A 23554-nucleotide genomic window follows, 5' to 3' on the forward strand; every position below is an offset into this window, starting at 1 on the left:
CATCCGTGCGGCGTGGCGGCGCGTCGAATGGCTGCGGGCAGGGGGGCCGGTCGATACTCCCGCTACTTCTAGAACAACAAAAAAGGCCCTTGCGGGCCTCTGATGGACGAAGGAGCAACGCTTATTGCGTCAACGCTGTAAACCCTTCCAGCAACCGCTCGACATCGGCCGCGCCAATCGCGCCCATCGTCGAAATCCGGAACAGTTCTTTCGACAGCCCGCCTTGCCCCGCATAAATGACGAAGCCGCGCGCCTTCAGGCCGTCGTGCAGCGTCTCGTACGTGACGCCCTGCGGCAGCCGATATGCGCGCAGCACGACCGACGATGCGCCTTCGGGCAGCACGAGCGGCATTCCGCGCGCCGCGAGCCCGGCCTGCGCCTGGTCGGCGAGCGCCTTGTAGTGCGCATGGCGCGCACGCCAGCCGCCGGCTTCGTCGAATTCGCGCAGCGCCTCGACGAGCGCGTAATACGCGTGCACGGACGGCGTGAACGGCGTGTTGCGCTGATCCTGCAGCTTCGCCAGACGGCCGAGGTCGAGGTAGTAGGTCCGGCCCGCGGCCTTCGCGAGCGCGCTGCGGCGCACGATCACGAACGCGGCACCCGGCACGCCGTGCAGGCACTTGTTCGCGGTCGCGGCGACCGCGTCGATCACGCCGCCGGCAAAATCGATCGCTTCGGCGCCGAAGCTGCTGACGCCGTCGACGAGCATTTTCACGCCGCGCGCGCGGCACACGTCGGCGATCGCGCCGAGGTCGTTCAGCCGGCCGGTCGTCGTTTCGTGATGAATCACCGCGACGTGCGAATAACCGCCCGCGTCGAGGCGCGCGGCGATCTGCGCGAGATCGGGTGCCTGCATCCATTCGTGCTTCAGCACGTCGTGCGCGATTCCGTACTGCGTCGCGATCTGCGTGATGCGCTCGCCGTACACGCCGTTCTCGATCACGAGAAGCTTGCCGTCCTGCGGCACGAGCGCGGCGATCATGCTTTCGACGGCGGCGGTGCCCGAGCCCGTCATCAGCACGGCGGCCCATTCGGCCGGATCGAGCGCGTAGGCGGCGACGAGGCGCGCACGCGCTTCATCCTGCAGATCGAAGAATTCGCTTTCGCGATGGCACAGGTCGGGTTGCAGCAGGCTGCGGCGCACGCGTTCGGTGAGCGTGACGGGGCCAGGGTTCAGCAGCAGCATCAATGGGCTCCTTCAACGTGGGCTTCGGTCTGCGCGGCGCCGATGTGCCGCATCAGACGGGTCTTGACCTCGACCGGCGTGACGGTCGGGCGGGGCAGGCCGTCGGGCACGCCCGTGCGGATCGCCACGCGCACGAACTGCACGCCGTCGGCTTGCGTCGCGAGCGTCGCATCGAGAACGTCGAGCGTGTCGCCTTCGACGGCCGACGCGTAGCCACACGCGGCCGCGACGCCCGCGAACGACACATGCCGCGACACGGTTGCCTGGCCGCCGGTCGATTCGTGCGCGCCGTTGTCGAGCAGCACGTGCGTGAGGTTGGACGGACCGTAGGTGCCGAGCGTCGCGAACACGCCCATGCGCATCAGCGCGGCGCCGTCGCCGTCGACCGCAACGACACGCAGGTCGGGGCGCGCGAGCGCGAGGCCGAGCGCGAGCGGCGTCACGCAACCCATCGAGCCGACCATGTACAACTGGTTCGGGCGATCGTCGATCGCATAGAGTTCGCGGCCGCAGAAGCCGGTCGATGCGAGCACGACGGTCGAATCGACCGGCGTGTGCGCGATCACGCGCTGCAGCGCGTCGTGGCGGGTCGGCCACGCGGCGGGCGCTTCGGCGCGCGATGACGATTGCGCGGCGACATGCGCACGCGGCTGCGCGGCCGGGTTCGCCTTCAGCTCATACGGCGCGACGCTGCCTTTCTGCATCACGAGCGCGTACGGGCGGCCCGTTGCGTCCATGTGCGCGATCGCGCGGTCGAGTGCCGGGCCGACCTGTTCGGGGTCGGTCGGGAACGTCTCCCACGGGATCTCCATCGTGTCGAGCATCGCCGGCGTGATCGGCCCCATCAGCGCGTGCTGCGGCTCGTCGGCCACGCCCGGCTGGCCGCGCCACGTGACGATCAGCAGTTGCGGCAGGCGGAACGTCCAGGTCAGCGACGTCAGCGGGCTCACCGCGTTGCCGAGCCCCGAGTTCTGCATCATCGCAATGCCGCGCTTGCCGCCGAGCGTCGCGCCCGCGATCAGCGCGACCGCATCGCCTTCGTTCGCGGCCGACACGTAATTCAGCGTCGGGTCCTGCAGCACGTAATTGATGAACGGCGTCAGGTACGAGCAGGGCACGCCCGCGTACCAGTCGAAGCCGCGTTCGCGTGCGGCCTCGACGAACTGGGCCGCTTCGATCATTGCGCGCCCCCGTTGCCGGCACCCGGCTCCGACAGCGGCGTCTGGCCGTGCGCGAAGTCGCCCGCGCGGCGGAAGTCTTCGAGGTCGTTGACGCCGCGCCAGTGGCCGTGCACGTACTGCACCTCGATCTTCTCGCCGGCGGCGATCAGTTCGTTGAGCAGGGACGGGATGTCGAGCGTGTCGAAATCCGGGCGCGCCTGCAGCGTGGCGAGCATCGCCTTCAGGCGATCGACGCCTGCGCCGCGCACGTTCAAGAGGCCGATCCAGCGGCCGTGCGGCGTGCCTGCGGCGACGTCGCTCGATACACGTTGCAGATACGTCTTCTGGCCGAACAGGCCGCGATCGTCTGCCGCCGAGCAGAGCGCGAAGTCGCGCACGCTCTGGTTGGTCTCCGTGAGCGACGAATCGACGACGACGCTGAACTCGGCCTCGCTCTCCGCCAGGTCGCGCAGGATGTAGCTGCGGAACAGCAGGTCGCCGTACGAGATCACGGTGTCGCCCGTCAGGCGTTCGGCCGCGCATGCGAGCGACGCGAGTTCGCCCGTCTGCGCATGGCGTTCATTGACGACGAGCTTGATGCCCGACGTGTCGATCGCGTCGGCGCGATAGCCGCCGACCACGGTGATGTCGTTCACGCCGTGCTTCTTGAAACCGTCGACGAGCCAGCGCAAGAGCGGCTTGCCGGCGACCGGCAGCATGACCTTGGGCTTGTCCTCGGTCACGGCTTCGAGGCCCTTGCCGCGGCTCGCGGCGAGCACGATCGCCGCGTTCGACGCGCGCGACGACGACGACAGGTAGATGCGCTCGGCTGCCGAGTATTCGTCGGCGTCCTGCAGGCGGAAGATTTCGTTGACCGACGCGACGCGGTCCTCGACGTTGATCAGCGTCTGGTTTTCGTGGATTTCGCGTGCGACGGACTGCATCGCCGATGCCGACGCACGGATCAGGTGGTTCGCCCAGATCACGGTGCTGATACCGGCCTGGCGGAACACGTCGGTCGGCGTGCTGTAGTACTTGGTCGGCACGATCACGAGCGGCGCCTTGCCGCTCCATTCGCGCGCGAACTGCAGGATCTCGTCCGGGCGCGACAGCTTGCTGTGGATCAGGATCGCGTCGGCACCGGCTTCCGCATACGCGTTTGCGCGGCGCAGCGCCTCGTCCATCCCCCAGCCCGCGATCAGCGCCTCGACGCGCGCGACGATCGAGAAGTCGGGATCGCTCTGCGAATCCTTGCCGGCCTTGATCTTGCCGCAGAACTCGTCGATCTCCGCGAGCGGCTGGCGCTCGCCGTCGATGAAGCTGTTCGTCTTCGGGAACTGCTTGTCCTCGATGCACACCCCGGCGATGCCGCGCTGCTCCAGCTTCTTCACGAGGCGGCGCACGTTGTTGAAGTTGCCGTAGCCGGTGTCGCCGTCGAGCAGGATCGGCAGGTCGCTCGCGTCGGCCATGAACTCGAGCACGTCGACGACCTGCGTCCAGCTCGCTTCGTTGTTGTCGCGCACGCCGAACTGCGCGGAGATCGCGAGGCCCGATGCCCAGATCCCCTTGAAGCCGGCTTCGCGGACGATCCGTGCCGACAGGCCGTTGTGCGCTTCCATCAGGAATTCGAGGTCGCTGCTGACGAGCATGCGGCGCAGGCGTGCGCTGCGCGATTCGGAGAAGTTGGGTTCGCGTGCGTTCATCGTGCGGCTCCTGCGGTCGTGCGTTGAATCAGGGGGAGAATTTCTTGTGTGGCGCGTGCGACGTCGTTCGGGAAGTCGATCTCGATCCACGGCGAGCCCGTGACGTCGGCGACGTCGAACGAATGACCGCCTTCGAGCAGCAGGTCACGCACGGCTTCCTCGTGCGGCATGTTCGCGCGGCCGCTGTCGACGTAGCCCGCGACGATCGTCGCGAGGCGGCGCGCGGTGCCTTCGGTGAAGCGGAAGAAGCCGACCGACTCGCCGATCGTGTCGTACTCGAGGTCGACCGCGAGCTGCTTGCGCAGCTCGACCGGCACGCCGTTCTTCAGGCACAGCTTGACGGGCTCGTCGCCGGCCTCGAAATCGCGATCGATCAGCAGGCGGTCCACCGACTTGTCCGGATCGGCTACCAGCGCGTGGAGGATGTTCTCGTCGTACAGTACGTCGGCATCCATCAGCAGCACGTCGCCGCCGCGCGTCATCGCATCGGCGACGGTGTGCACGGTCAGCACGCTGCCGAGGTCGTAGCGCTCGTTCAGCACGATCTCGGCGCTGCGGCCGAGGCGCTTGAGTTCCTGTTCGACCTTCCCGGACTGGAAGCCGAGCCCGAGCACGATTTCATCGACGCCGGCGGCGTCGAGCACGCGCAGATGGCGCTCGAGCAGCGACACGTCGTCGAAGCGCAGCAGGCACTTCGGGAATTGCGCCTCGGGCGGTTGTTGCAGGCGCAAGCCTAGGCCTGCCGCAAGAATGATGGCTCGCATGGGTTCTCCAACCAAAAAGCCGACGGATCTGAACGATCAGTCGGCGATGGGCTGCGGCGCGCGGCGCCGCTGCCAGTTTCTTTCACTGAAATGCAGATAGAGCAGGCCGGGCAGGCCGAGCGCGAGTTCGCGCGCGCGCTTCGCGAGCGACAGCGCGAGCGCCGCGTCGGGCGGCAGGCCGACCAGCGGGGCGAGCAGCAGGTAACCGCCTTCCTGTGCGCCGAGCGAGCCCGGGATCGCGAATGCCGCACCGCGAATCGCCTGGCCGACGCTTTCGAGCAGCAGCGCGTCGAGCCAGCTCACCGGGTGCCCGAGGAAGTGCAGCGCGAGCCACACTTCCGCCGTGCCGACGATCCAGCCGACGAGGCTCAGTGCGAAGGTCTTCGCAACCTTCGCACGATCGCGGTACAGCGCGCCGACGGCGTCGTCGATCGCGTCCGCGCGGGTTGCGAGCGACGACCAGTCGCGCGGGCCGAGCAGCTTCGACGCGAGACGCAGCCCGCGGCCGAACAGCCCGCGCCGCTGCGCCACGTAGAACGCGACGGCGAGGGCGCCGAGCACGCCGGTGGCGATCAGCGCCGGCGTGCGCAGGTGGGCGACGGACTCGTGCGTCGCATACAGGCTGAACGTGGCGATGCCGATCAGCGCGAACGCCATCTGCGCGAGCGCCTGCATCGTCGTGCTGACGGTGACCGCGGCGGCTGCATCGGCCATCCGCGTGCCGCGCTGCGCGAGGTGGCGCACCATCAGCACCGGGCCGCCGATCTGCCCGGCGGGCAGCAGGCTGTTCACCGATTCGCCGACCCAGCGCGCGCGCAGCGCGTTGCCAAGCTCGGCGCCCGGCTGGCCGTGGCGGAACATCACCGAGATCGCCAGCGCGTCGATCACGAGCGGTACGACGTGGAACGCCGCGACGAGCGCGAGGCCCCAGCCGGCCGCGAGAAACGTCGACGCGACGGCGCCGACGCCCTGCCACGCGAGCAGGGCGACGAACAGTGCCGTTCCGAGGGACAGCAGGATCAGGCCGGCGCGTGTCATGACCCGGTCGACCGTCGCGTGGCCAGCTGCTTGAACACCTGGCGGAAACCGAAATACGCGATCGCGTCCTTCATGTTCGAGATGAAGCGCTTCCACGGCCGCATGCCGGGGTTGGTCACGTATTCGAAGGTGAGCGACACGCGCGTCTCGTTCTGGCCGAGCGGCGTGACGCGATGGCGCAGCTTGTCGCCGTCGAACAGCACGATGCCGCCGTCGGCGATCTGCACGGAGCCCGGCTCGTCGGGCACGTCCGGATTGCGCGTATGCAGCTCGTAGTCGAGCCGGCACGACGATTCGTCGATCACGCCGATCAGCAGCGTGTAGCGGCGGCCGTCGTAGTACGACGTGTCGTAGTGCCAGCCGATGTGGTCGCCCGGCTTCGTGTAGTAGTACAGCGCGTACGCGTGCGGATCGTCGTCCGGCGACAGCATCAGCTTGTCGCCGGTGATCTTCTCGAGGAAGCCGATCAGCGCCTTCGACCGGTACAGCTCGGCGATGTACGGCGCCTGTTCGTCGATCGTGTGCCGGCTCACGCTGCCGCCCTGCTTGTGGCCGGGCAGGTAATTGCGGTTCAGGCCCGCCTGCATCGCGCGGGCGGCCGCCGCGAGCTTCGCGTGCGCGTCGGCCGCGAGGAATGCGTCGAGATACAGGAACGACCCCTGGCGCGTGTAGTCGCCGCGCAGGCGCGCGAGGTCGAGACGGCCGACGCAGTCGGCCACGGTGCGATCGGGATCGGCCGCTGCCGCGCGCGCAGGCGCGGGGCGTGCCGGGCTCAGCACGGAGTCGTCGCGCGTGCTAGGAGTCATTTGGAAGCCTGGATTTCAGTTGAACTTTGAGCGCCCCCGGACCTGTCGCTGCGCGCCAGGCCCCCCGAGCGGGACACGAAAACCTGGGGCTGCTCGGTGTTTTCGTGCGGAAGGTTGCCGCGCCGAACGATGCGCCACCAGTCGATCACGACCCACGCGGCGAACAGCGGGGCGCCGATCGATGCCGCAAGCAGGAACGGCTGGACGCCGTCGACGAGCGTCACGATCGGCAGCAGGTAGAGCACGTCTTCCGTCTCGAAGCCGCCGGCGAACGCCTGCTTGGTGCCGGCCTTGCCGGCGATCGATTCGATCCGCATGCGCAGGAAGAAGATCAGCGCGACGGCTGCGCCGGCCAGCGCGCCGAGCAGTACCGGCGACGCGGCCATCTGGCCGCCCTGGGCGACGATGCCGACGCCCATGCTGACGAACAGCGCGACCGTCACGAGCGCGTCGGCCGCGAGGTCGTAAAAGTGACCGATCTTGCTGGACTTGCCGCTGATGCGCGCGAGTTCGCCGTCGGTGTGGTCGACGAAGTTCGACAGCACGATCAGGAATGCGCCCGCGTTGCTCCAGCCGAAGCCGCCGTGCGCAAGGCACCAGGCACCGGCGAGGCCGATCAGCAGACGAAGGGTGGTGAGGTGATTCGGGGTAACGGGCGTGTCGATCAGCGGCCGGACGAGCGCGCGCGCGAGCCGTGCATCCCAGGTGCGCGGCAGGGGCGGTTCGGAACGTGTAGAGGTTTTTCTTTGGTCCATCGGCGAAATATATACGGAATTGTAATTTGTTGCTTTTTATTCGACCAATGTCCTGACATACGGGAGTGTTACCGCGCATTCCGGACATCGGCAGGTTGCAAACCGGATGCGCGACACGGCGTTCGCACAGGCGGACCTTACCTGATCCAGTGTGGTTCGCATCACGCAGCTGTCAAGGGCGGACGGGCCTTGCACGCGGGTTTGGCGGCGATTCGCACGCGTCGGAGCGTTGATGTGCATCAGGCCTGCAAAAGCCGCGTCGGGCGACAATCAGCCGCGTCGATCGACGACCGGCCGTCGCATGCGGATTCTTCGCGTTGATGTGACTAATCTGGAAGGGTATCGGTCGATTGACGTTCAGCCGTTCGTAATTTTCGCGCGGCAAACTGGCGGTCCGCTTTCGCGCACCTTTCGGATGCATGCGTTTGCGGCTGTCACAGAACTGTCGTTCGATACCCGGTGCATTCAGCAAGTATCTTTTGCATCCAGCGGACATTTCGCGGCGATGACGTCTGCGATACTCCGACCGTGCCCGTGGTGCCGGGCCGCCCCTCGCGGCCCCAAGGGCTTCGCGTCGCTCAGGAGACACCCCCCCGCGACGTCAACGACAGACCAAAAGCGTCAGATATACAGCCATGTCTTCTTCACGCATCCTCGCTCCCGCCCTGCGTTCGCTCGTCCGCACCGCCGACGAAGCCGCCGCGCTGATCCGTCCCGGCATGACCGTCGCCATGAGCGGCTTCACCGGCTCGGGCTATCCGAAGGCCGTGCCCGCCGCGCTCGCCGCCCACATCGACGCGGCCCACGCGCGCGGCGAGGACTTCCGGATCAACGTGCTGACGGGCGCATCGACCGCGCCGGAACTCGACGGCGCGCTCGCCCGCACCAACGGCATCTCGATGCGCCTGCCGTACCAGTCCGACCCGACGCTGCGCGACAAGATCAACGCCGGTGAAGTCGACTACCAGGACGTCCACCTGAGCCACGTCGCGCAATACGCATGGTTCGGGCTGTACGGCGACCTCGACGTCGCGATCGTCGAAGTCGCGGGCATCCGCGAGGACGGGCTGCTGATTCCGTCCGCGTCGATCGGCAACAACAAGACGTGGCTCGAGCAGGCGAAGCACGTGATCCTCGAAGTCAACTCGCGCCAGCCGCTCGGTCTCGACGGGATGCACGACGTCTATTACGGCACCGCGCTGCCGCCGCACCGCAAGCCGATTCCGCTGACGAAAAGCGACGATCGGATCGGCGAGCCGTACCTGCGCTGCCCGGCGGAGAAAATCGTCGCGATCGTCGAGACCGACGCGCCGGACCGCAGCAATGCGTTCTCCGCGCCGGACGCCACGTCGAAACAGATCGCGCATCAGCTGATCGACTTCCTGCGCCACGAAGTGAAGCGCGGCCGCCTGCCGGAAAACCTGCTGCCGCTGCAGTCGGGCGTCGGCAACATCACGAACGCGGTGCTCGCGGAACTGAGCTCGGCTGGCTTCTCGAACCTGACCGCGTACACCGAAGTGATCCAGGACGGCATGCTCGACCTGCTCGACGACGGCACGCTGAGCTTCGCGTCGGCCACGGCGCTGTCGCTGAGCCCGGCCGCCGTGCAGCGATTCGCCGATGAGATCGCGACGTTCCGCGAAAAGATCCTGCTGCGCCCGCAGGAGATCAGCAACCATCCGGAACTCGTGCGCCGCCTCGGCTGCATCGCGATGAACGGGATGATCGAAGCCGACATCTACGGCAACGTGAACTCGACGCACGTGATGGGCACGAAGATCCAGAACGGCATCGGCGGCTCGGGCGACTTCGCCCGCAACGGCTACCTGTCGTGCTTCATGTCGGCCAGCACCGCGAAGGGCGGCGCGATCTCGCGGATCGTGCCGATGGCGAGCCACGTCGACCATACCGAGCATGACGTCGCGGTGGTCGTCACCGAGCAGGGGCTCGCCGACCTGCGCGGCCTGTCGCCGAAGCAGCGCGCACGCAAGATCATCGCGACCTGCGCGCATCCCGACTACCGGCCGATGCTCGAGGACTACTTCGAGCGCGCGTCGCGCGAGAGCTTCGGCAAGCACACGCCGCACCTGCTCGCCGAGGCGCTGTCGTGGCACGAACGCTACGTGCGCACCGGGACGATGAAGGCCTGACGTTGCGGCCCGCGGCGGGCATGCGCCCGTCGCATCGTCAATCCATCGCCGCGTGCGCGATGTCGGCGCTCGCCGTTTTCTGCGGCGGGCGGATCAGCAGCAACAGCGGGATCATCAGCAGCGTCGCGACGAACATCAGCTTGAAGTCGTTCAGGTAGGCGATCATCGCGGCCTGCTGGTTGATCGTGCGGTCGAGCAGCGCGATGTCGACGTGGCTGCCGGCCATCGCCTGCACGGCCGGGTCGAACGGCGTGATGTGGGTCGCGAGGTCGGCATGCGCGACCTGCGTGTTGCGCGTCATCAGCGTCTGCACGATCGAGATGCCGATACTGCTGCCGATGTTGCGCATCAGACTGTAGGTGGCCGTGCCGTCCGCGCGCAGCTCCGGCTGCAGCGTCGAGAACGACAGCGCGCTCAGCGGCACGAACACGAGCCCCAGCCCGAAGCCCTGGACCACCCCGGGCCACACGATGTCCGCCTCGGACAGCACGATCGTGTACTGCATCATCTGCCACAGCGCGAGCGCGGAAATCGCCAGTCCGGCGAACAGCAGCGCACGCGCATCCACGTATTTCAACAAGCGCCCGACGAACAGCATCGCGATCATCGTGCCGGCGCCGCTCGGCGCGGTGACGAGGCCCGTCGTCGCGACCGGATAGCCCATCAGGTTCTGCAGCATCGGCGGCAACAGCGCGCGCGTCGCGTACAGCACCGCGCCGACGACGAAGATGAACAGCGTGCCGGTCGCGAAGTTCGGGTCGCGCAGCAGCTCCGACTTGAAGAACGACGCCTTGCCGACGGTGGCCGTATGCACGAGGAAGAACGCGAAGGCGAGGGCGGCGACGAGCGCCTCGATGCGGATTTCGTACGAGCCGAACCAGTCGAGCTGTTCGCCGCGGTCGAGCATCGCCTGGAACGCGCCGATCGCGAGCGCGAGCGTCGCGAAGCCGAACGCATCGAATTTCACGTGCGGGCGCGGCGCGCGCGCCGGCAGGAAGGTCAGCACGCCGGCCAGCGCGAACGCGCCGATCGGCACGTTGATGAAGAATACCCAGCGCCAGTTGTAGCTGTCGGTGAGCCAGCCGCCGAGCGTCGGGCCGAGGATCGGGCCGACCATCACGCCCATCCCCCAGATCGCCATCGCCTGGCCCTGTTTCTCGCGTGGATTGATGTCGAGCAGGATCGACTGCGACAGCGGCACCAGCGCGGCGCCGAACACGCCCTGCAGCAGCCGCGCACCGACGATCTGCACGAGCGACTCGGACAGCCCGCACAGCGCGGACGCGATCGTGAAGCCCGCGATCGAGAGCGTCAGCAGCCGCTTCATGCTGAGGCGATCGGAAAGCCAGCCGGTCAGCGGCGTCGCGATCGCCGCGGCGACGATGTAGGAGGTCAGCACCCAGGTGATTTCGTCCTGCGACGCGGACAGCGTGCCCTGCATATGCGGCAGCGCGACGTTCGCGATCGTGCCGTCGAGGGTCTGGATCAGCGTCGCGAGCATGATCGACAGGGTCAGCATCGGCCGGTTGAGGGCGGGCGGCGAGGCGGCGTCGGCGGCGGCGGGATTCAAGCGGGTGTCTCCGTGGGGCGGTCGCCGTGGGCGGCGATCCGGTATGGCTCGAATTATAAGCACGCTTATTATATTCGTGCTCATCGCTTGACCCGAGCCGCGGGCGATTCCCGGCCTGCCCCTATAATCGCCGCATGGACAAGACTTACGAGAACCGGATCGGCTACCTGATTTCCGATGTGGCCCGTCTGCAAGGACGCCTGTTCGACCGACGCGCGAAGCGCCTCGGACTGACGCGCGCGCAAAGCCGCGTCCTCGCATACCTGACGTGGAAGGGCGAGATGAATCAGGCACGGCTCGCGGAATGGCTCGAGATCACGCCGATCTCGCTGACGCGGCTGCTCGACCGGATGGAAGGCTGCGGGTGGATCGAACGCATCGCGAACGACGACGATCGCCGCGCGTTCGTGATCCGGCTGACCGACAAGTCGCGTGACATCTTTCCGCAGATGCTGGAGGTGGGCGACACTGTCACCGACGACGGGTTGCGCGGCTTCACGCGCGACGAGCGCGACACGCTCGTGCGCCTGCTCGGGCGCGTGCGCTACAACCTGATCGACAGCGGCGGCGAATGAACGCGGTGCGCGGTGCTCGACGACCCAGTGCCGCCAGCCCGAACGGTCGCGGCGACGCGGCGTGTCGGGACGTCGGGACGCGAGTCGGTTTCGGCGGGGTCATGGCGGTCCAGGCTTGTGTCGAACGAGTCGAGCGGCCATGTTGCAACTTCAAGTTCACTTGAGATCGAGCATGAGCCGTCTGGACATCGCCGAAGTCGCGCGCCGCTCGGGATTGCCCGCGTCGACGCTGCGCTACTACGAGGAAAAGGGATTGATCGCGCCGAACGGCCGTCACGGGCTGCGGCGCCAGTACGACGAGTCGGTGCTGGAGCGTCTTGCGCTGATCGCGCTCGGCCGCGAGGCCGGCTTTTCGCTGGACGACATCCTCGCGATGTTCGGCGCGGACGGCCGGCCCGCGATCGATCGCGCGAAGCTCGACGACAAGGCCGACGAGCTCGATCGCACGATCCGCCGTCTCGGCGCGGTGCGCGACGCGTTGCGGCACGCGGCCGTCTGCCCGGCGCCGAGTCATCTCGAGTGTCCGTCGTTCCGCAAGCTGTTGCGCATCGTGGCGCATCGTCATCCGGCGCGCCGCACGAAGGCGGAAGGCGCGTAAGCGGTCAGGCGGTCCGGTTTGTCGAAGCGTGGGCGCTCGAGCGTGCCACGGGGCGGCCGTACTGCCGCGGCTGGCCTCCCGAGTGACTCATCCCGCGTAATACACGCGGCATTCCATCTCGCGTCCGCGCACGATGCGTTTGCCGACGAGCGAGCCGAGCGTTTCGGTGACGACGGTCCGCTGGTTCTCGCATTGCAACGCATCGTAGAAGTAGAGCGCGACCCAGTCCGCGGTGCGACCGGACGCCTGCGGACGCACGGGATACGGGCACAGCGCGGTGAAATGCCAGCCGCCTTTCGTCATGTGCATCACGGGCGGCTGAATGCTCACGTCCGCGTTCAGGCGACGTGACACGAGCGTGGGCAGGATGCCGGCGGCGGCCTTGTTGCGGTACAGGCGGTCGATGTAAAGCAGCAGTTCGACCGGCGGCTCGGTGCCGAGGCTGGCGTCGCGCGCGTGGCCTTGCCAGCGCCGGCGCCGGCTCAGCACGTCGTCGAGCGCCGCGCGGATGCCGGCAGCGCGTCGCGGGCCGACACCCGGAATCGCATCGAGTCGGCCGCTGCGGGCCGCGCGTTCAAGCTCCTCGAGCGTATCGATGTGCAATTGGTCGTGAATCCGCAGCGCGAGCGCGTGGCCGATGCCCGGCACGGCTTCGAATGCGGACGTGCGCTCCGCGTCGCCGCGCAGCCGGTCGAGCAGCCGCCAGCGTCCCGTCACCAGCAGTTCGGCGATCGCCTGCGCGACGCCCGTGCCGACCTCCGGCAGTGCGCCGAGCGCATCGACGCCGCCCGCGTCGAACCGCGTGCGGATACCGTCTTCGAGCGACTCGATCGTATCGGCCGATGCGCGGTAGGCGGCCACCCGATAAGGATTCGCGCCCTGGTCGGCAAGCAACTGCGCGGCCTCGCTCAAGCAGGCCGCGATCTGCCGGTTTTCCTCGTGTGTTTGGCCGATGGTCGTTTGCATGTGCGGAGCCTGGAGATGTGCAAACGGAATGGACCCGGCGAGCAACGCCCCGGGTCCAAGTGTTATTTCAGCACATTGTCACGGCAAGCGACGAGCAAAATTTGATGCGCATCAATGGCAAACGTTGCACGGGCGGGACCGGTCCGCGCACGTTCGTGCCGGCGTGCGGCACGAACGTGCGACCCGTTACGCGTCGAGGAACGACTGCGCGCCCTCGGCCTCCGCGGCCATGCGCAGCGTCGCGAGCGCGCGCTTCTCGATCTGCCGCACGCGTTCGCGCGACATCCCCGCGTCCTGCGCGATCGCATCGTAGGTGTCGGGTTCGGCACCGCCGAGGCCGAACCGCCGGCGCAGCACGTCAGCCTCGGCCGGCGTGACCGAGCGCAGCAGCGACGTCACGCATTCGCGCATGCGCGTGTCCGCCAGACGCTCGAACGGACTCGCCGATGCCTGGTCCTCGAGGAGGTCGACCAGTCCGGTATCCGCGTCGGGCAGCGGCGTGTCGAGCGACAGCGGCTCGGCCGGCAGCGCGAGCACCGCGCGCAACTTGTCCTCGGCAAGCCCGGTCTCGGCCGCGAGTTCGGCCGGCGTCGCGCGGCGGCCCGTGCGCTGGCGCACGCGCAGCGCATGGCGTTGCACGCGCTGGTACTGGTCGCCGACGTGCACGGGCACGCGGATCGTGCGCGAGCGGTCGGCCACCGCGCGCGCGACCGCCTGCCGGATCCACCAGGTCGCGTAGGTCGAGAACTTGAAGCCGCGCCGGTATTCGAATTTCTCGATCGCGCGCATCAGGCCGAGGCAGCCGTCCTGCACGAGATCGGGCAGGTCGACACCGCGGTTCATGTACTTGCGCGCGATCGACAACACGAGGCGCAGGTTCGCCTCGAGCATCGCGCGCGTACCGTCGCGCACTTTTTGCTGGCCGTCGCTCAGCGCGGCGCCGAGCGCGCGCCGCGCGACCGGGTCGAAGCACGCGGCGTCGGCGCACGCGGGGGCGTCCGTCCCGGCTGCGACCGGTGCGGCGGCGAGTGCGCGCAAGACGCGGCTCGCTTCGTCGACGGCCGGTGCAACCCATGCGAGCGAACCGAGCAGCGCGGCCAGACGGTTACGCGCGTCGCGATACTCGGCCGAACGGCAGCCCTGCGCGTGCAATGCGTCGCGCACGGCCGCAATCGCGTCATACAGCGTGTCGTAGCGCGCAGGTGCCGGCGTGTCGCCTCCGCCGTCGTCGACGTCATCGCCTTCGTTGGCGGCCGCGCCGGTTGAACGCGTTGCGGCATGGCGCGCCAGCAGCGCCTCGACGGCCGCCGGATAGCCGGCGAGCGCGTGCAGGATCTGATGGCGGCCCGTTTCGATCTCGCGAGCAAGCACGATTTCGTCCTCGCGCTTGAGCAGCGGCACCGCATGGATGCGCCGCATGTAGAGCGCGAGCGGATCGGTCGATGCACCGGTGCCGCGGGCGAGGTCGCCGAGCAGCGCGCGGCCCTCGTCGAGGGCGTCGCGATCGACGTCGACCGGTGCCGCGCCCGCGAACGGCGCCGGCGCGGCGGGTTCGTCGAGCACGGCGATGCCGATGTCCGCAAGCGCGGCGCGCACGACGTCGAGCGCGTCGGGGCTGTCGCTTTCCGGCGGCAGCGCGTCGACGAGGTCGGCGTGCGTCAGATAACCCTGTTCGCCGGCAAGCGCCAGCAACTGGATGATCGGATCGAGGGGCGTGTCCGCCCGAAGCGTGGGGCGTGGCGTAGTCATGTCGATGGCGGCGCGAGCCGCGTTCCTGTCTGGGCGGGCCGAAGTCCGCGGGTTTCAGGCTCCCGGGGGCCGCGAACGCCCGTCCGCGCCGGCCAGCCTGACTCGATATCCAACTTGAGGGCATTTGCGCCAACTTCAACGCCGGTGCGGCTGACGCGCGAGCATGCGGCATGCCCGCTCGGTCGCGCCCCGTTCTTCGTTGCCGCGAAACAAAAAGTAACGGATCAAACCCGCAGAAATATGCAGGGGACGTAAGCTAGAGTCAGGCGCGCGCCACGCGGCGACGCGCCATTCCCTGCGGAGCCTCGAATGAACCCGATTCCCGCCGCGCGGCCTGCCGTCATGGCGCTGGCCATGCTCGCGCTGAGCGGCTGTTATTACACCGGCCCATACGGCTATGCGCCGTATTACGCACCCGTGCCTGCCACGGTGTCGCAGCGCGAGATCCCGGTGGCGCCGGCAACCGCCGGACCGGTCGCGCCTCCGACGCCCGCGGTGCCGCCCCCGGCAGACGATAACACCTACGTACCGGCCCCGGTGTATCTCGCGCCGGCCTACGTGCCTTACCCGGCCTACTATCCCGGGTACTACCCGGGCTGGTATGGGCCGCCCGTCTCGATTGGCCTCGGTTTCTGGGGGCATTGGGGCGGCGGCTACCGGGGCGGGTACTGGCACCGTCCGTGGGGCGGCGGCCACTGGGGAGGCGGCCATTGGGGCGGGGGCCATCGACACTGAATGACGCGCGGTGGCACCGCGCGGGAGAGCATCATGAGCAACACGATCATCCGCAGTCTCTGCGTCGTCCTGTTCGGCATCGCCGCGGTGCCGGGCGTCGCCGACGCGCAAAGCAGCGCCTACACGAACTCGCCGGCCGAAATCTATGCGGGGCCGGCACCCGATTATCCGGTCGTCGCACAGATTCCGCCCGGCACCGCGCTGGACGTGTTCGGTTGCCTGAGCGACTACTCGTGGTGCGACGTCGCGCTGCCGGGCGTGCGCGGCTGGATCGACGCGGAGCAGCTCGACTATCCGTACCAGGGCAATTACGTGCCGTTGCTCGAATACGGCGCGATCATCGGCGTGCCGGTGACCGGGTTTGCGATCGGCGCGTACTGGGATCGCTATTACCGCCATCGGCCGTGGTTTCACGATCGCGACCGCTGGGAGCGTCGTGCCGAGCCGCGCATCGGCCCCGGCGGGATGCCGCCCGCCTACGGGCACCCGCAGCCGGGCGGGCCGATCCAGCGCGCGCCGGGCGGTGCGCCACCGGAGCGGCATGATGCGCGGCCGTCGGCCACGCGCGGCGGCTGGAACGGCCCGAACCGCGCGCCGGCGCCGCAGGCCGCGCCTGCGCCGATGCCCGGCGCTCGTCAGCCCGCGCCGCCGCCGGCGCAGCCTCCCGCCCCCAGCGGGGGCGCGGCGCGGATGATGGCGCCGCCGACGTACCAGCAGGGCGGCGGCGGCGGTTACGGCGCACGGCCGCAAGGCGGTGGAAACAGCGGCGGGAATCACGGCGGCGGCGGTAACCGCGGCGGCGCCGGTGGAGCCGGATGGGGCGGCACCGACGAGTTTCGTCATTGATCGATTGGCGGCACGGGTGCCGCTGCTTCGGGCCGGCGCCGGACGAAAAAAAGCCGCTCCGGAGAGCGGCTTCTGGTTCACGCAGGCGGGCCGTTCGCGCGGCCCGTCGCCCGGTGTCAGTCGTCGAGCAGCGACAGGTCGCGCACGGCGCCCTTGTCGGCCGACATCACCAGCTTCGCATAAGCCTTCAGCGCAGCGGACACCTTGCGCGGGCGCGGTTGCGCCGGCTTCCAGCCCTTCGCGTTCTGCTCTTCGCGGCGACGCGCGAGTTCCTCATCCGACACCAGCACGTCGATCGTGCGGTTCGGGATGTCGATGCGGATCCTGTCGCCGTCGCGTACGAGGCCGATCGCGCCGCCCGCTGCCGCTTCCGGCGAGCAGTGACCGATCGACAGGCCGGACGTGCCGCCCGAGAAGCGGCCGTCCGTCAGCAGCGCGCATGCCTTGCCGAGGCCCTTCGACTTGATGTAGCTCGTCGGGTACAGCATTTCCTGCATGCCGGGGCCGCCCTTCGGGCCTTCGTAGCGCACGATCACCACGTCGCCGGCCTTGACCTTGTCGTTCAGGATGTTCTCGACCGCTTCGTCCTGCGATTCGGTCACGTGAGCCGAGCCCTCGAACACGAGGATGCTTTCGTCGACGCCGGCCGTCTTCACCACGCAGCCGTCGAGCGCGATGTTGCCGGTCAGCACGGCCAGGCCGCCTTCCTTCGAGAACGCATGCTCGTACGAGCGGATGCAGCCTTCGACGCGGTCGAGGTCGAGGCTCGGCCAGCGCGTGTTCTGGCTGAACGCGACCTGCGTCGGGATCCCGGCCGGGCCGGCCAGGTAGAACGTGCGGACCGCTTCGTCTTCCGTGCGGACGATGTCCCACTGGTCGAGCGCATCCTTCAGCGTCGGCGCGTGCACGGTCGGCACGTCGGTGTGCAGCTTGCCGGCGCGCTCGAGTTCGCCGAGGATCGCCATGATGCCGCCCGCACGGTGCACGTCCTCGATGTGGTACTTGTTCGTGTTCGGCGCGACCTTGCACAGCTGCGGCACGATGCGCGACAGGCGATCGATGTCCTTCATCGTGAAGTCGATGCCGGCTTCCTGCGCGATCGCCAGCAGGTGCAGGATCGTGTTGGTCGAACCCCCCATCGCGATGTCGAGCGTCATCGCGTTCTTGAACGCCTTGAAGCCGACCGAGCGCGGCAGCACGCGCATGTCGTCCTGCTCGTAGTGCTGGCGGGTCAGCTCGACGATGCGGCGGCCGGCGCGCTTGAACAGCTGCTCGCGATCCGCGTGCGTCGCGACGACCGTGCCGTTGCCGGGCAGCGACAGGCCGAGCGCTTCGGTCAGGCAGTTCATCGAGTTCGCGGTGAACATGCCCGAGCACGAGCCGCAGGTCGGGCAGGCCGAGCGCTCGACTTCGGCGACGTCGGCATCCGAATACGACTGGTCGGCCGCGATCACCATCGCGTCGACGAGGTCGAGCTTCTTCAGTTCGACGGTCTTGGTGATCGGGTTCGCGAGGCGCGTCTTGCCGGCTTCCATCGGGCCGCCCGACACGAAGATCACCGGGATGTTGAGGCGCATCGCGGCCATCAGCATCCCCGGCGTGATCTTGTCGCAGTTCGAGATGCATACCATCGCGTCCGCGCAGTGCGCGTTCACCATGTATTCGACCGAGTCGGCGATGATGTCGCGGCTCGGCAGCGAATAGAGCATGCCGTCATGGCCCATCGCGATGCCGTCGTCGACCGCGATCGTGTTGAATTCCTTCGCGACGCCGCCGGCGGCCTCGATCTCGCGCGCGACGAGCTGGCCGAGATCCTTCAGGTGCACGTGCCCGGGCACGAACTGCGTGAACGAGTTGACGACCGCGATGATCGGTTTCGAGAAATCGTCGTCTTTCATGCCGGTGGCGCGCCACAGCGAGCGCGCACCTGCCATGTTGCGGCCGGCGGTGGAGGTTTTGGAACGGTATGTGGGCATGATGATGGCTGAAGAAATATCGCGGAAAAGGGTGGAGGCACGGGAATAGAGGCCTCTCGCGCGCCCGTGCGAACAACCTCTTGAGCTGCGCCCTGGGCAAACCCGACGATTATCCCACAGCCGCCGGGCGTGCGGCGCCCGCAGGCGCGGGCGAGCGGGCGCCGGGTGGGGCGCCAGGATGCGGGCGCGGGACACGCCGGTCGAACCGGACGACGGCTTCATCGCCCGTCCTGCCGGCGATGAAGCCGCGCCTCGCGATCGTGCGTCAGTCGAGCAGCGTCAGGATTTCGTCGTACAAGGCTTTCGGAATCCGCACGCCGTGCGCGATGCTGCGCGCGCGGGCGTCGAAGCGCCGTTGCGATGGCAGCCGCGCGCCTTGCCCGGTGATCGACGCGAACATCCGCTCGCCGCGCGCGAGGCCCGCGTCGAGGTCGTCGCCGAGGAACACTTTCGGGTCGAACGCGATCACGAGCTCGCCGTGGCACGGCGTCGCGCCGACGCCTTCGTCGAAGTCCATCGACTCCTGGCTCGTCATGTCGCCGATCAGCGCGCCGCCGAGCAGCTCGACCATCGCCGCGAGCGCCGAGCCCTTGTGCCCGCCGAACGTGCGCATCGCGCCCTGCAGCGCGGCCTTCGGATCGGTGGTCGGCTGGCCGTCGGGGCCGATCGCCCAGTGCGGCGGGATCGCCTTGCCCTGTTTTGCATGCAGCTCGATGTCGCCGCGCGCGATCGCGCTCGTCGCGAAATCGAATACGAACGGCACGCCGTCCGGGCGCGGCCATGCGAACGCGATCGGGTTCGTGCCGAACACCGGCTCGCGGCCGCCTTCGGGCGCGACCCAGCTGTGGCTCGGGTTCATCGCGATGCCGACCAGCCCCTCGGCGGCGATCGCCTCGACCTCGGGCCACAGCGCCGAGAAGTGGTAGCAGTGGTTGATCGCCATCGCGGCGATCCCGTGCTGCTTCGCCATCTCGACGAGCACCGGCAGGCCGGTTTCGAAGCTCAGCAGCGAGAAGCCGCGATGGGCGTCGACCGCGACGATCGACGACGATAGCCGGCGCAACGTCGGCACGGCTTGCGGGTCGACCTTGCCCTTCTTCAGCGAGCGCACGCACACGAGCAGCCGGTACACGCCGTGCGAGTGGCACTCGTCGCGCTGGCCCTGGGTGATCACACCCGCGATCGCCCGCGCGTGCGCATCGGACATCCCGTGGTGCGTCAGCACCCGCAGCGCGAGCGCATGGACCTCATCGAGCGACAGGACGACTTCGGCGAGCGGCTCAGACATCGCGCGCTTCCCGCGGTGCGGGCACGCCGTCGATGCGTTGCGGCACGTTCAGCGGGTTGCCGTTGCGGATGGCGTCGGGCAGCAGCGCGTCCGGCACGTCCTGGTATGACACGGGGCGCAGGAACCGCTCGATTGCGCGTGCGCCGACCGACGTCGTGCGCGTGTCGGACGTGGCCGGGAACGGGCCGCCGTGCACCATCGCATGGCCGACCTCGACGCCCGTGCCGAAGCCGTTGACGAGAATGCGGCCGGCCTTGCGCTCGAGCGTCGGGCGCAGCGCGGCGAACAGCGCGGCGTCGCCGTCGGCGAGATGCGCGGCGATCGTCAACTGGCCTTCGAGCGATTTCAGCACGCGGTGCAGCGTGTCGGCATCGGGGCAGCGCACGATGAGCGACGCGGGGCCGAACACTTCGTCGCGCAGTTCGGGGTGGGCGATGAATGCGTCCGCCGAGGTCGCGAACAGCGCCGCGCGCGCCTGGTAGCGGCTGCCTTCCATGCCTTGCGCCAGCAGTTCGACCGCGTCGTGCGTGCTCAGCGCGGTCACGCCTTGCGCATAGCTCGCGTGGATGTGCGGCGTCAGCATCGTCTGCGCGGCGCTCGCCTGCACGGCAGTGGCCGCCGCGGCTTCGAACGCGCGCAGCGCGGGGCCGTCGACCGCGAGCACGAGGCCCGGGTTGGTGCAGAACTGGCCGGCGCCGAGGGTGAGCGATGCGACGAACTGCGGCGCGATCGCGTCGTGGCGCGCGTCGAGCGCGGCCGGGAACAGCAGCACCGGGTTGATCGAGCTCATTTCCGCATAGACCGGAATCGGCTCGTGGCGCGCGGCCGCGATGTTCATCAGCGCGACGCCGCCGCGGCGCGAGCCGGTGAAACCGACGGCCTTGATGCGCGGATCGGCGACGAGCGCCTGGCCGATTTCGCGCGACGCGTCGAACAGCAGCGAGAACACGCCGGCCGGCAGCCCGCATTCGCGCACGGCCTGCTGGATCGCGCGGCCGACAAGCTCGGACGTGCCCGGATGCGCGGAGTGCGCCTTGACGATCACCGGGCAGCCGGCGGCGAGTGCCGACGCGGTATCGCCGCCCGCGACCGAAAACGCGAGCGGGAAGTTCGACGCGCCGAATACGGCAACCGGCCCGATCGCGACGTTGCGCAGGCGCAGGTCGACGCGCGGCAGCGGCTTGCGGTCCGGGCGGGCCGGATCGATGCGCGCGTCGACGTAACCGCCGTCGCGCACGAGCGACGCGAACAGCGCGAGCTGGCCGACCGTGCGCCCGCGTTCGCCTTCGATGCGTGCGCGCGGCAGGCCCGTTTCGGTGACGCAGCGCTCGATCAGGTCGTCCCCGAGCGCCATGATGTTGCGGCCGATCGCATCGAGGAACGCGGCGCGCTGCTCGGGGCGCGTCTCGCGATACGTGTCGAAGGCTTCGTCGGCGAGCGCGCAGGCCGTCTCCAGGTCGTGCAGGCTCGCGCCGCCGAACGCGGGTTCGAGCGGTTCGCCGGTTGCGGCGGCGATCGCGTGAAGGGTGCCGTTCTGTCCGGCGATGGCCGACTGGCCGATCAGGAGCTGACCTGTGAGTTGCATGGGTTTTCCTCGGAAAATGCGGGGCCGGGCGTGGTGCACCCGGCCGGAGTGAAATGGGGAACGCGGGTGTGTCAGTCTTCGTCGTCGTCGAGCTGCAGCTTGTCGGAACGGATGCCGGTGTTGGCGCCCCAGTAATAGATGACAAGCGCGACGGCCGCGACGACGACCGTGTCGTACGGATGCGCGAGCTGGCCCGTGCCGCCGAAGCCGCCGAAGTACGACAGCACGATCATGGCCGCATAGAACGCGATCAGCCACGCGGACGAACGCACCTGCTCGGCGAGGCTCAGGTGCGCGGTCGGCACCCAGCGGCGGCACGCGAGATAGATGACGAACATGACGATCTGCAGGCCGAGCAGCCAGGACACCGTGCCCCAGCCCGACCAGTAGACGATCAGCGCGGCGATCACGAACGACGCGGGGCCGGTGATGCCGAACGCCACCGCGCGGAACGGCCGCGGCAGGCCGGGCGCAGTGCGGCGCAGCGCGGCGACCGACACGGGCGCGACCGCATAGCTCAGCACCAGCGCGGCGGACACGATGTTGATCAGCGCTTCCCACGACGGGAACGGCATGGTCCAGAAGATCGCGAGGCCGAACGTGAGCCACAGGCCCGCACGCGGGATGCCCGATGCTTCGTCGACGCGCGTGAACACCTTGAAGAACGTGCCCGTCTTCGCCCAGCCGTAGACGACGCGCGGCGTCGCGTTCATGTAGATGTTGCCGCAGCCGCTCGGCGAGATCATCGCGTCGGCGACCACCATCACCGCGAGCCAGCCCACGCCGAGCGCGAGCGCGATGTCGCGGTACGGCAGCGAGAAGGCCTTGCTCACGTCGTGCCAGCCGGCGGCCAGCATGTCGGTCGGGATGCTGCCGATGAACGCGAGCTGCAGCAGCACGTAGATCAGCGTGGACAGGAGGATCGACAGGATCAGCGCGATCGGGATCGTGCGCTGCGGATTCCGCACTTCGCTCGCGACCGACACGATCGGCGTGAGGCCGAGATACGCGAAGATGATGCCGCCGGCCGACACGGCCATCTCGATGCCCGGCATGCCGAACGGCGCGAAACCGTGCGCGGTGAGGTTGGCGGGCTTGAAGAACGTGAACAGCACCGCGATCACCGACAGCGGCACGATGAACTTGAAAATGCTGATGATGTTGTTCGCCTTCGCGAACGTCTTCACGCTCGAATAGTTCAGGTAAAAGAAGAAGCACAGGAGCGCGGCCTGCACGAGCCAGCCGATCGTCGTCGGGTCGCTCGATCCCGCCTTGGTGAGGCCCGGGAACCACGCTGCAGCATACTGGCGCGCGGCGACCACTTCGATCGCGATCAGGCTCGAGAACGCGATCAGCGTGATGAAGCCCATCAGGTAGCCCAGCAGCGGGCCGTGCGAGAACACCGGGTAGCGAACCACGCCGCCCGCACGCGGCAGCGCGGCGCCGAGCTCGCAGTAGACGATGCCGAGCAGCAGCACCGCGAAGCCGCCGAGCAGCCACGAGAAGATGCCGGCCGGGCCGGCGATCGTCGACACGTGACTCGCGGCGAACAGCCACCCCGAACCGAAGATTGCACCGAGGCCGATGAACGTCAGGTCGGTCAGCGACAGCTGCTTCTTGAACTTGCCGTGACCGCCGTCGGCGGGCACGGAGCGGGAAAGCGGGACGGACGGGTGTGTGTTGCCTTGACCTGGCATAGGTTTGTCTCCTGGGAAATATCGGGGCAGGCGTGGCTTGCGCCGCGCTCCGACGAGCCGTGGCGCAACACCTGCCGGCCGGCGTGCGACCGGTTCGAACGGCCGCCGGGGCGGGCCGGGGCCTGTTCAAGTGCGGCGCAGGCTGGCGCCGCGGCGAACGGGCCCGTGCCGGCCATGCCGGACAGGGAAGTGGCGATGCAACAGGGGGAGGCCGTTGCACCGCCGGGGGGAAATCGGTCAGCGGTTCGCGCGGTTCCGTTCGGCGCGGTGCGCGGCGTCGAAAGCGATGGAAGCGCCCGGTACGAACCGGTTGCTGAGGGCGGGGAAAACTCCGGTCAGCTGGATGGCGTTTCGGCTCACTGCAATCTCCTGCTTCGTATCGGCCGACGACAGGCGCGTCGACGTGC

The 23554-nt window shown here is 68.6% G+C and carries 20 protein-coding genes; 5 read left to right on the plus strand and 15 right to left on the minus strand.

The genetic code is table 11. The annotated features are described in order from the left end of the window. Nucleotides 1–121: 121 nt before the first annotated feature. From DIE08_RS00295 to DIE08_RS00325, 7 genes are read right to left on the minus strand one after another with little or no spacing between them, the layout of a single operon-like run. The gene (locus DIE08_RS00295; RefSeq protein ID WP_124900596.1) at nucleotides 122–1186 is read right to left on the minus strand and encodes a 2-aminoethylphosphonate aminotransferase; all 1065 of its coding nucleotides are present in this window, start codon (nucleotides 1184–1186) and stop codon (nucleotides 122–124) included. Then, nucleotides 1186–2367 carry a phosphonopyruvate decarboxylase gene (aepY, locus tag DIE08_RS00300; RefSeq protein WP_124628754.1) on the minus strand — a complete coding sequence of 394 codons (1182 nt, stop codon included), beginning with the start codon at nucleotides 2365–2367 and terminating at the stop codon, nucleotides 1186–1188. The genes DIE08_RS00295 and aepY overlap by 1 nt, the downstream gene beginning before the upstream one ends. Beyond that, the gene (aepX, locus tag DIE08_RS00305; RefSeq protein ID WP_124628752.1) at nucleotides 2364–4049 is read right to left on the minus strand and encodes a phosphoenolpyruvate mutase; all 1686 of its coding nucleotides are present in this window, start codon (nucleotides 4047–4049) and stop codon (nucleotides 2364–2366) included. Before aepX ends, aepY begins: the two co-directional genes overlap by 4 nt. Further along, entirely contained in the window at nucleotides 4046–4813 is a 768-nt protein-coding gene (locus DIE08_RS00310; protein WP_124900598.1) for an NTP transferase domain-containing protein, read from the minus strand. Before DIE08_RS00310 ends, aepX begins: the two co-directional genes overlap by 4 nt. Nucleotides 4814–4849: 36 nt before the next feature. Continuing rightward, nucleotides 4850–5851 (minus strand): HpnL family protein, encoded by a 1002-nt coding sequence (locus DIE08_RS00315; RefSeq protein WP_124900600.1) that lies wholly within the window; start codon nucleotides 5849–5851, stop codon nucleotides 4850–4852. Continuing rightward, on the minus strand, nucleotides 5848–6657 hold the full coding sequence (locus DIE08_RS00320; RefSeq protein WP_124900602.1) for a 2OG-Fe(II) oxygenase: 810 nt from the start codon (nucleotides 6655–6657) through the stop codon (nucleotides 5848–5850). The genes DIE08_RS00315 and DIE08_RS00320 overlap by 4 nt, the downstream gene beginning before the upstream one ends. Continuing rightward, nucleotides 6654–7412: a CDP-alcohol phosphatidyltransferase family protein gene (locus DIE08_RS00325; RefSeq protein ID WP_124900604.1), complete on the minus strand. Its 759-nt coding sequence runs from the start codon at nucleotides 7410–7412 to the stop codon at nucleotides 6654–6656. The genes DIE08_RS00320 and DIE08_RS00325 overlap by 4 nt, the downstream gene beginning before the upstream one ends. A gap of 635 nt (nucleotides 7413–8047) precedes the next feature. Here DIE08_RS00325 and DIE08_RS00330 point away from each other — a divergent pair. After that, nucleotides 8048–9562, plus strand: coding sequence for an acetyl-CoA hydrolase/transferase family protein (locus tag DIE08_RS00330; protein WP_059607826.1), 1515 nt, complete (start codon nucleotides 8048–8050; stop codon nucleotides 9560–9562). A 37-nt stretch (nucleotides 9563–9599) separates the two neighbouring features. On the opposite strand, the gene DIE08_RS00335 is transcribed toward DIE08_RS00330, so the two are convergent. Beyond that, complete coding sequence (locus tag DIE08_RS00335; RefSeq protein WP_124900606.1) at nucleotides 9600–11132, minus strand: MDR family MFS transporter; 1533 nt, start codon at nucleotides 11130–11132, stop codon at nucleotides 9600–9602. 134 nt (nucleotides 11133–11266) lie between these two features. Here DIE08_RS00335 and DIE08_RS00340 point away from each other — a divergent pair, with 134 nt between their 5' ends. Both DIE08_RS00340 and DIE08_RS00345 read left to right on the plus strand, forming a co-directional pair. Further along, nucleotides 11267–11707: a MarR family winged helix-turn-helix transcriptional regulator gene (locus DIE08_RS00340; protein WP_124900608.1), complete on the plus strand. Its 441-nt coding sequence runs from the start codon at nucleotides 11267–11269 to the stop codon at nucleotides 11705–11707. Between the two features lie 172 nt (nucleotides 11708–11879). Next, nucleotides 11880–12305, plus strand: coding sequence for a helix-turn-helix domain-containing protein (locus DIE08_RS00345; protein ID WP_124628742.1), 426 nt, complete (start codon nucleotides 11880–11882; stop codon nucleotides 12303–12305). An 87-nt stretch (nucleotides 12306–12392) separates the two neighbouring features. On the opposite strand, the gene DIE08_RS00350 is transcribed toward DIE08_RS00345, so the two are convergent. After that, a complete protein-coding gene (locus DIE08_RS00350) occupies nucleotides 12393–13271 on the minus strand; it encodes a helix-hairpin-helix domain-containing protein (protein WP_124900610.1) in 879 nt (292 codons plus the stop codon). A 186-nt stretch (nucleotides 13272–13457) separates the two neighbouring features. Continuing rightward, nucleotides 13458–15020 (minus strand): sigma-70 family RNA polymerase sigma factor, encoded by a 1563-nt coding sequence (locus DIE08_RS00355; RefSeq protein WP_124900612.1) that lies wholly within the window; start codon nucleotides 15018–15020, stop codon nucleotides 13458–13460. 309 nt (nucleotides 15021–15329) lie between these two features. On the opposite strand from DIE08_RS00355, the gene DIE08_RS00360 reads away from it, so the two are divergent. Together DIE08_RS00360 and DIE08_RS00365 are read left to right on the plus strand one after the other, a co-directional pair. Further along, nucleotides 15330–15755: a hypothetical protein gene (locus tag DIE08_RS00360; protein ID WP_124900614.1), complete on the plus strand. Its 426-nt coding sequence runs from the start codon at nucleotides 15330–15332 to the stop codon at nucleotides 15753–15755. Nucleotides 15756–15788: 33 nt separating this feature from the next. Then, on the plus strand, nucleotides 15789–16601 hold the full coding sequence (locus DIE08_RS00365) for an SH3 domain-containing protein (protein ID WP_124900616.1): 813 nt from the start codon (nucleotides 15789–15791) through the stop codon (nucleotides 16599–16601). 116 nt (nucleotides 16602–16717) lie between these two features. Here the strand turns inward: DIE08_RS00365 and ilvD are convergent, their stop codons facing one another. From ilvD to DIE08_RS35945, 5 genes are all read right to left on the minus strand, one after another. Continuing rightward, the gene (ilvD, locus tag DIE08_RS00370; RefSeq protein WP_124900618.1) at nucleotides 16718–18577 is read right to left on the minus strand and encodes a dihydroxy-acid dehydratase; all 1860 of its coding nucleotides are present in this window, start codon (nucleotides 18575–18577) and stop codon (nucleotides 16718–16720) included. Nucleotides 18578–18842: 265 nt separating this feature from the next. Further along, on the minus strand, nucleotides 18843–19865 hold the full coding sequence (locus DIE08_RS00375; protein ID WP_059607832.1) for an Ldh family oxidoreductase: 1023 nt from the start codon (nucleotides 19863–19865) through the stop codon (nucleotides 18843–18845). Next, entirely contained in the window at nucleotides 19858–21450 is a 1593-nt protein-coding gene (locus tag DIE08_RS00380) for an aldehyde dehydrogenase (NADP(+)) (RefSeq protein ID WP_124900620.1), read from the minus strand. The genes DIE08_RS00375 and DIE08_RS00380 overlap by 8 nt, the downstream gene beginning before the upstream one ends. 71 nt (nucleotides 21451–21521) lie before the next feature. After that, complete coding sequence (locus tag DIE08_RS00385; protein ID WP_059607834.1) at nucleotides 21522–23147, minus strand: APC family permease; 1626 nt, start codon at nucleotides 23145–23147, stop codon at nucleotides 21522–21524. Nucleotides 23148–23384: 237 nt separating this feature from the next. After that, nucleotides 23385–23507, minus strand: coding sequence for a hypothetical protein (locus DIE08_RS35945; RefSeq protein WP_257792068.1), 123 nt, complete (start codon nucleotides 23505–23507; stop codon nucleotides 23385–23387). Between the last annotated feature and the right edge of the window lie 47 nt (nucleotides 23508–23554).

It is taken from the genome of Burkholderia sp. Bp9004 (assembly GCF_003858025.1).
GTDB lineage: Bacteria > Pseudomonadota > Gammaproteobacteria > Burkholderiales > Burkholderiaceae > Burkholderia > Burkholderia diffusa.

What these genes read in the sequence shown, in the direction of transcription:
- DIE08_RS00295 (WP_124900596.1), bottom strand. Translation starts at nt 1,186, where the DNA reads ATGCTGCTGCTGAACCCTGGCCCCGTCACGCTCACCGAACGCGTGCGC.
- aepY (WP_124628754.1), bottom strand. Translation starts at nt 2,367, where the DNA reads ATGATCGAAGCGGCCCAGTTCGTCGAGGCCGCACGCGAACGCGGCTTC.
- aepX (WP_124628752.1), bottom strand. Translation starts at nt 4,049, where the DNA reads ATGAACGCACGCGAACCCAACTTCTCCGAATCGCGCAGCGCACGCCTG.
- DIE08_RS00310 (WP_124900598.1), bottom strand. Translation starts at nt 4,813, where the DNA reads ATGCGAGCCATCATTCTTGCGGCAGGCCTAGGCTTGCGCCTGCAACAA.
- DIE08_RS00315 (WP_124900600.1), bottom strand. Translation starts at nt 5,851, where the DNA reads ATGACACGCGCCGGCCTGATCCTGCTGTCCCTCGGAACGGCACTGTTC.
- DIE08_RS00320 (WP_124900602.1), bottom strand. Translation starts at nt 6,657, where the DNA reads ATGACTCCTAGCACGCGCGACGACTCCGTGCTGAGCCCGGCACGCCCC.
- DIE08_RS00325 (WP_124900604.1), bottom strand. Translation starts at nt 7,412, where the DNA reads ATGGACCAAAGAAAAACCTCTACACGTTCCGAACCGCCCCTGCCGCGC.
- DIE08_RS00330 (WP_059607826.1), top strand. Translation starts at nt 8,048, where the DNA reads ATGTCTTCTTCACGCATCCTCGCTCCCGCCCTGCGTTCGCTCGTCCGC.
- DIE08_RS00340 (WP_124900608.1), top strand. Translation starts at nt 11,267, where the DNA reads ATGGACAAGACTTACGAGAACCGGATCGGCTACCTGATTTCCGATGTG.
- DIE08_RS00345 (WP_124628742.1), top strand. Translation starts at nt 11,880, where the DNA reads ATGAGCCGTCTGGACATCGCCGAAGTCGCGCGCCGCTCGGGATTGCCC.
- DIE08_RS00350 (WP_124900610.1), bottom strand. Translation starts at nt 13,271, where the DNA reads ATGCAAACGACCATCGGCCAAACACACGAGGAAAACCGGCAGATCGCG.
- DIE08_RS00355 (WP_124900612.1), bottom strand. Translation starts at nt 15,020, where the DNA reads ATGACTACGCCACGCCCCACGCTTCGGGCGGACACGCCCCTCGATCCG.
- DIE08_RS00360 (WP_124900614.1), top strand. Translation starts at nt 15,330, where the DNA reads ATGAACCCGATTCCCGCCGCGCGGCCTGCCGTCATGGCGCTGGCCATG.
- DIE08_RS00365 (WP_124900616.1), top strand. Translation starts at nt 15,789, where the DNA reads ATGAGCAACACGATCATCCGCAGTCTCTGCGTCGTCCTGTTCGGCATC.
- ilvD (WP_124900618.1), bottom strand. Translation starts at nt 18,577, where the DNA reads ATGCCCACATACCGTTCCAAAACCTCCACCGCCGGCCGCAACATGGCA.
- DIE08_RS00375 (WP_059607832.1), bottom strand. Translation starts at nt 19,865, where the DNA reads ATGTCTGAGCCGCTCGCCGAAGTCGTCCTGTCGCTCGATGAGGTCCAT.
- DIE08_RS00380 (WP_124900620.1), bottom strand. Translation starts at nt 21,450, where the DNA reads ATGCAACTCACAGGTCAGCTCCTGATCGGCCAGTCGGCCATCGCCGGA.
- DIE08_RS00385 (WP_059607834.1), bottom strand. Translation starts at nt 23,147, where the DNA reads ATGCCAGGTCAAGGCAACACACACCCGTCCGTCCCGCTTTCCCGCTCC.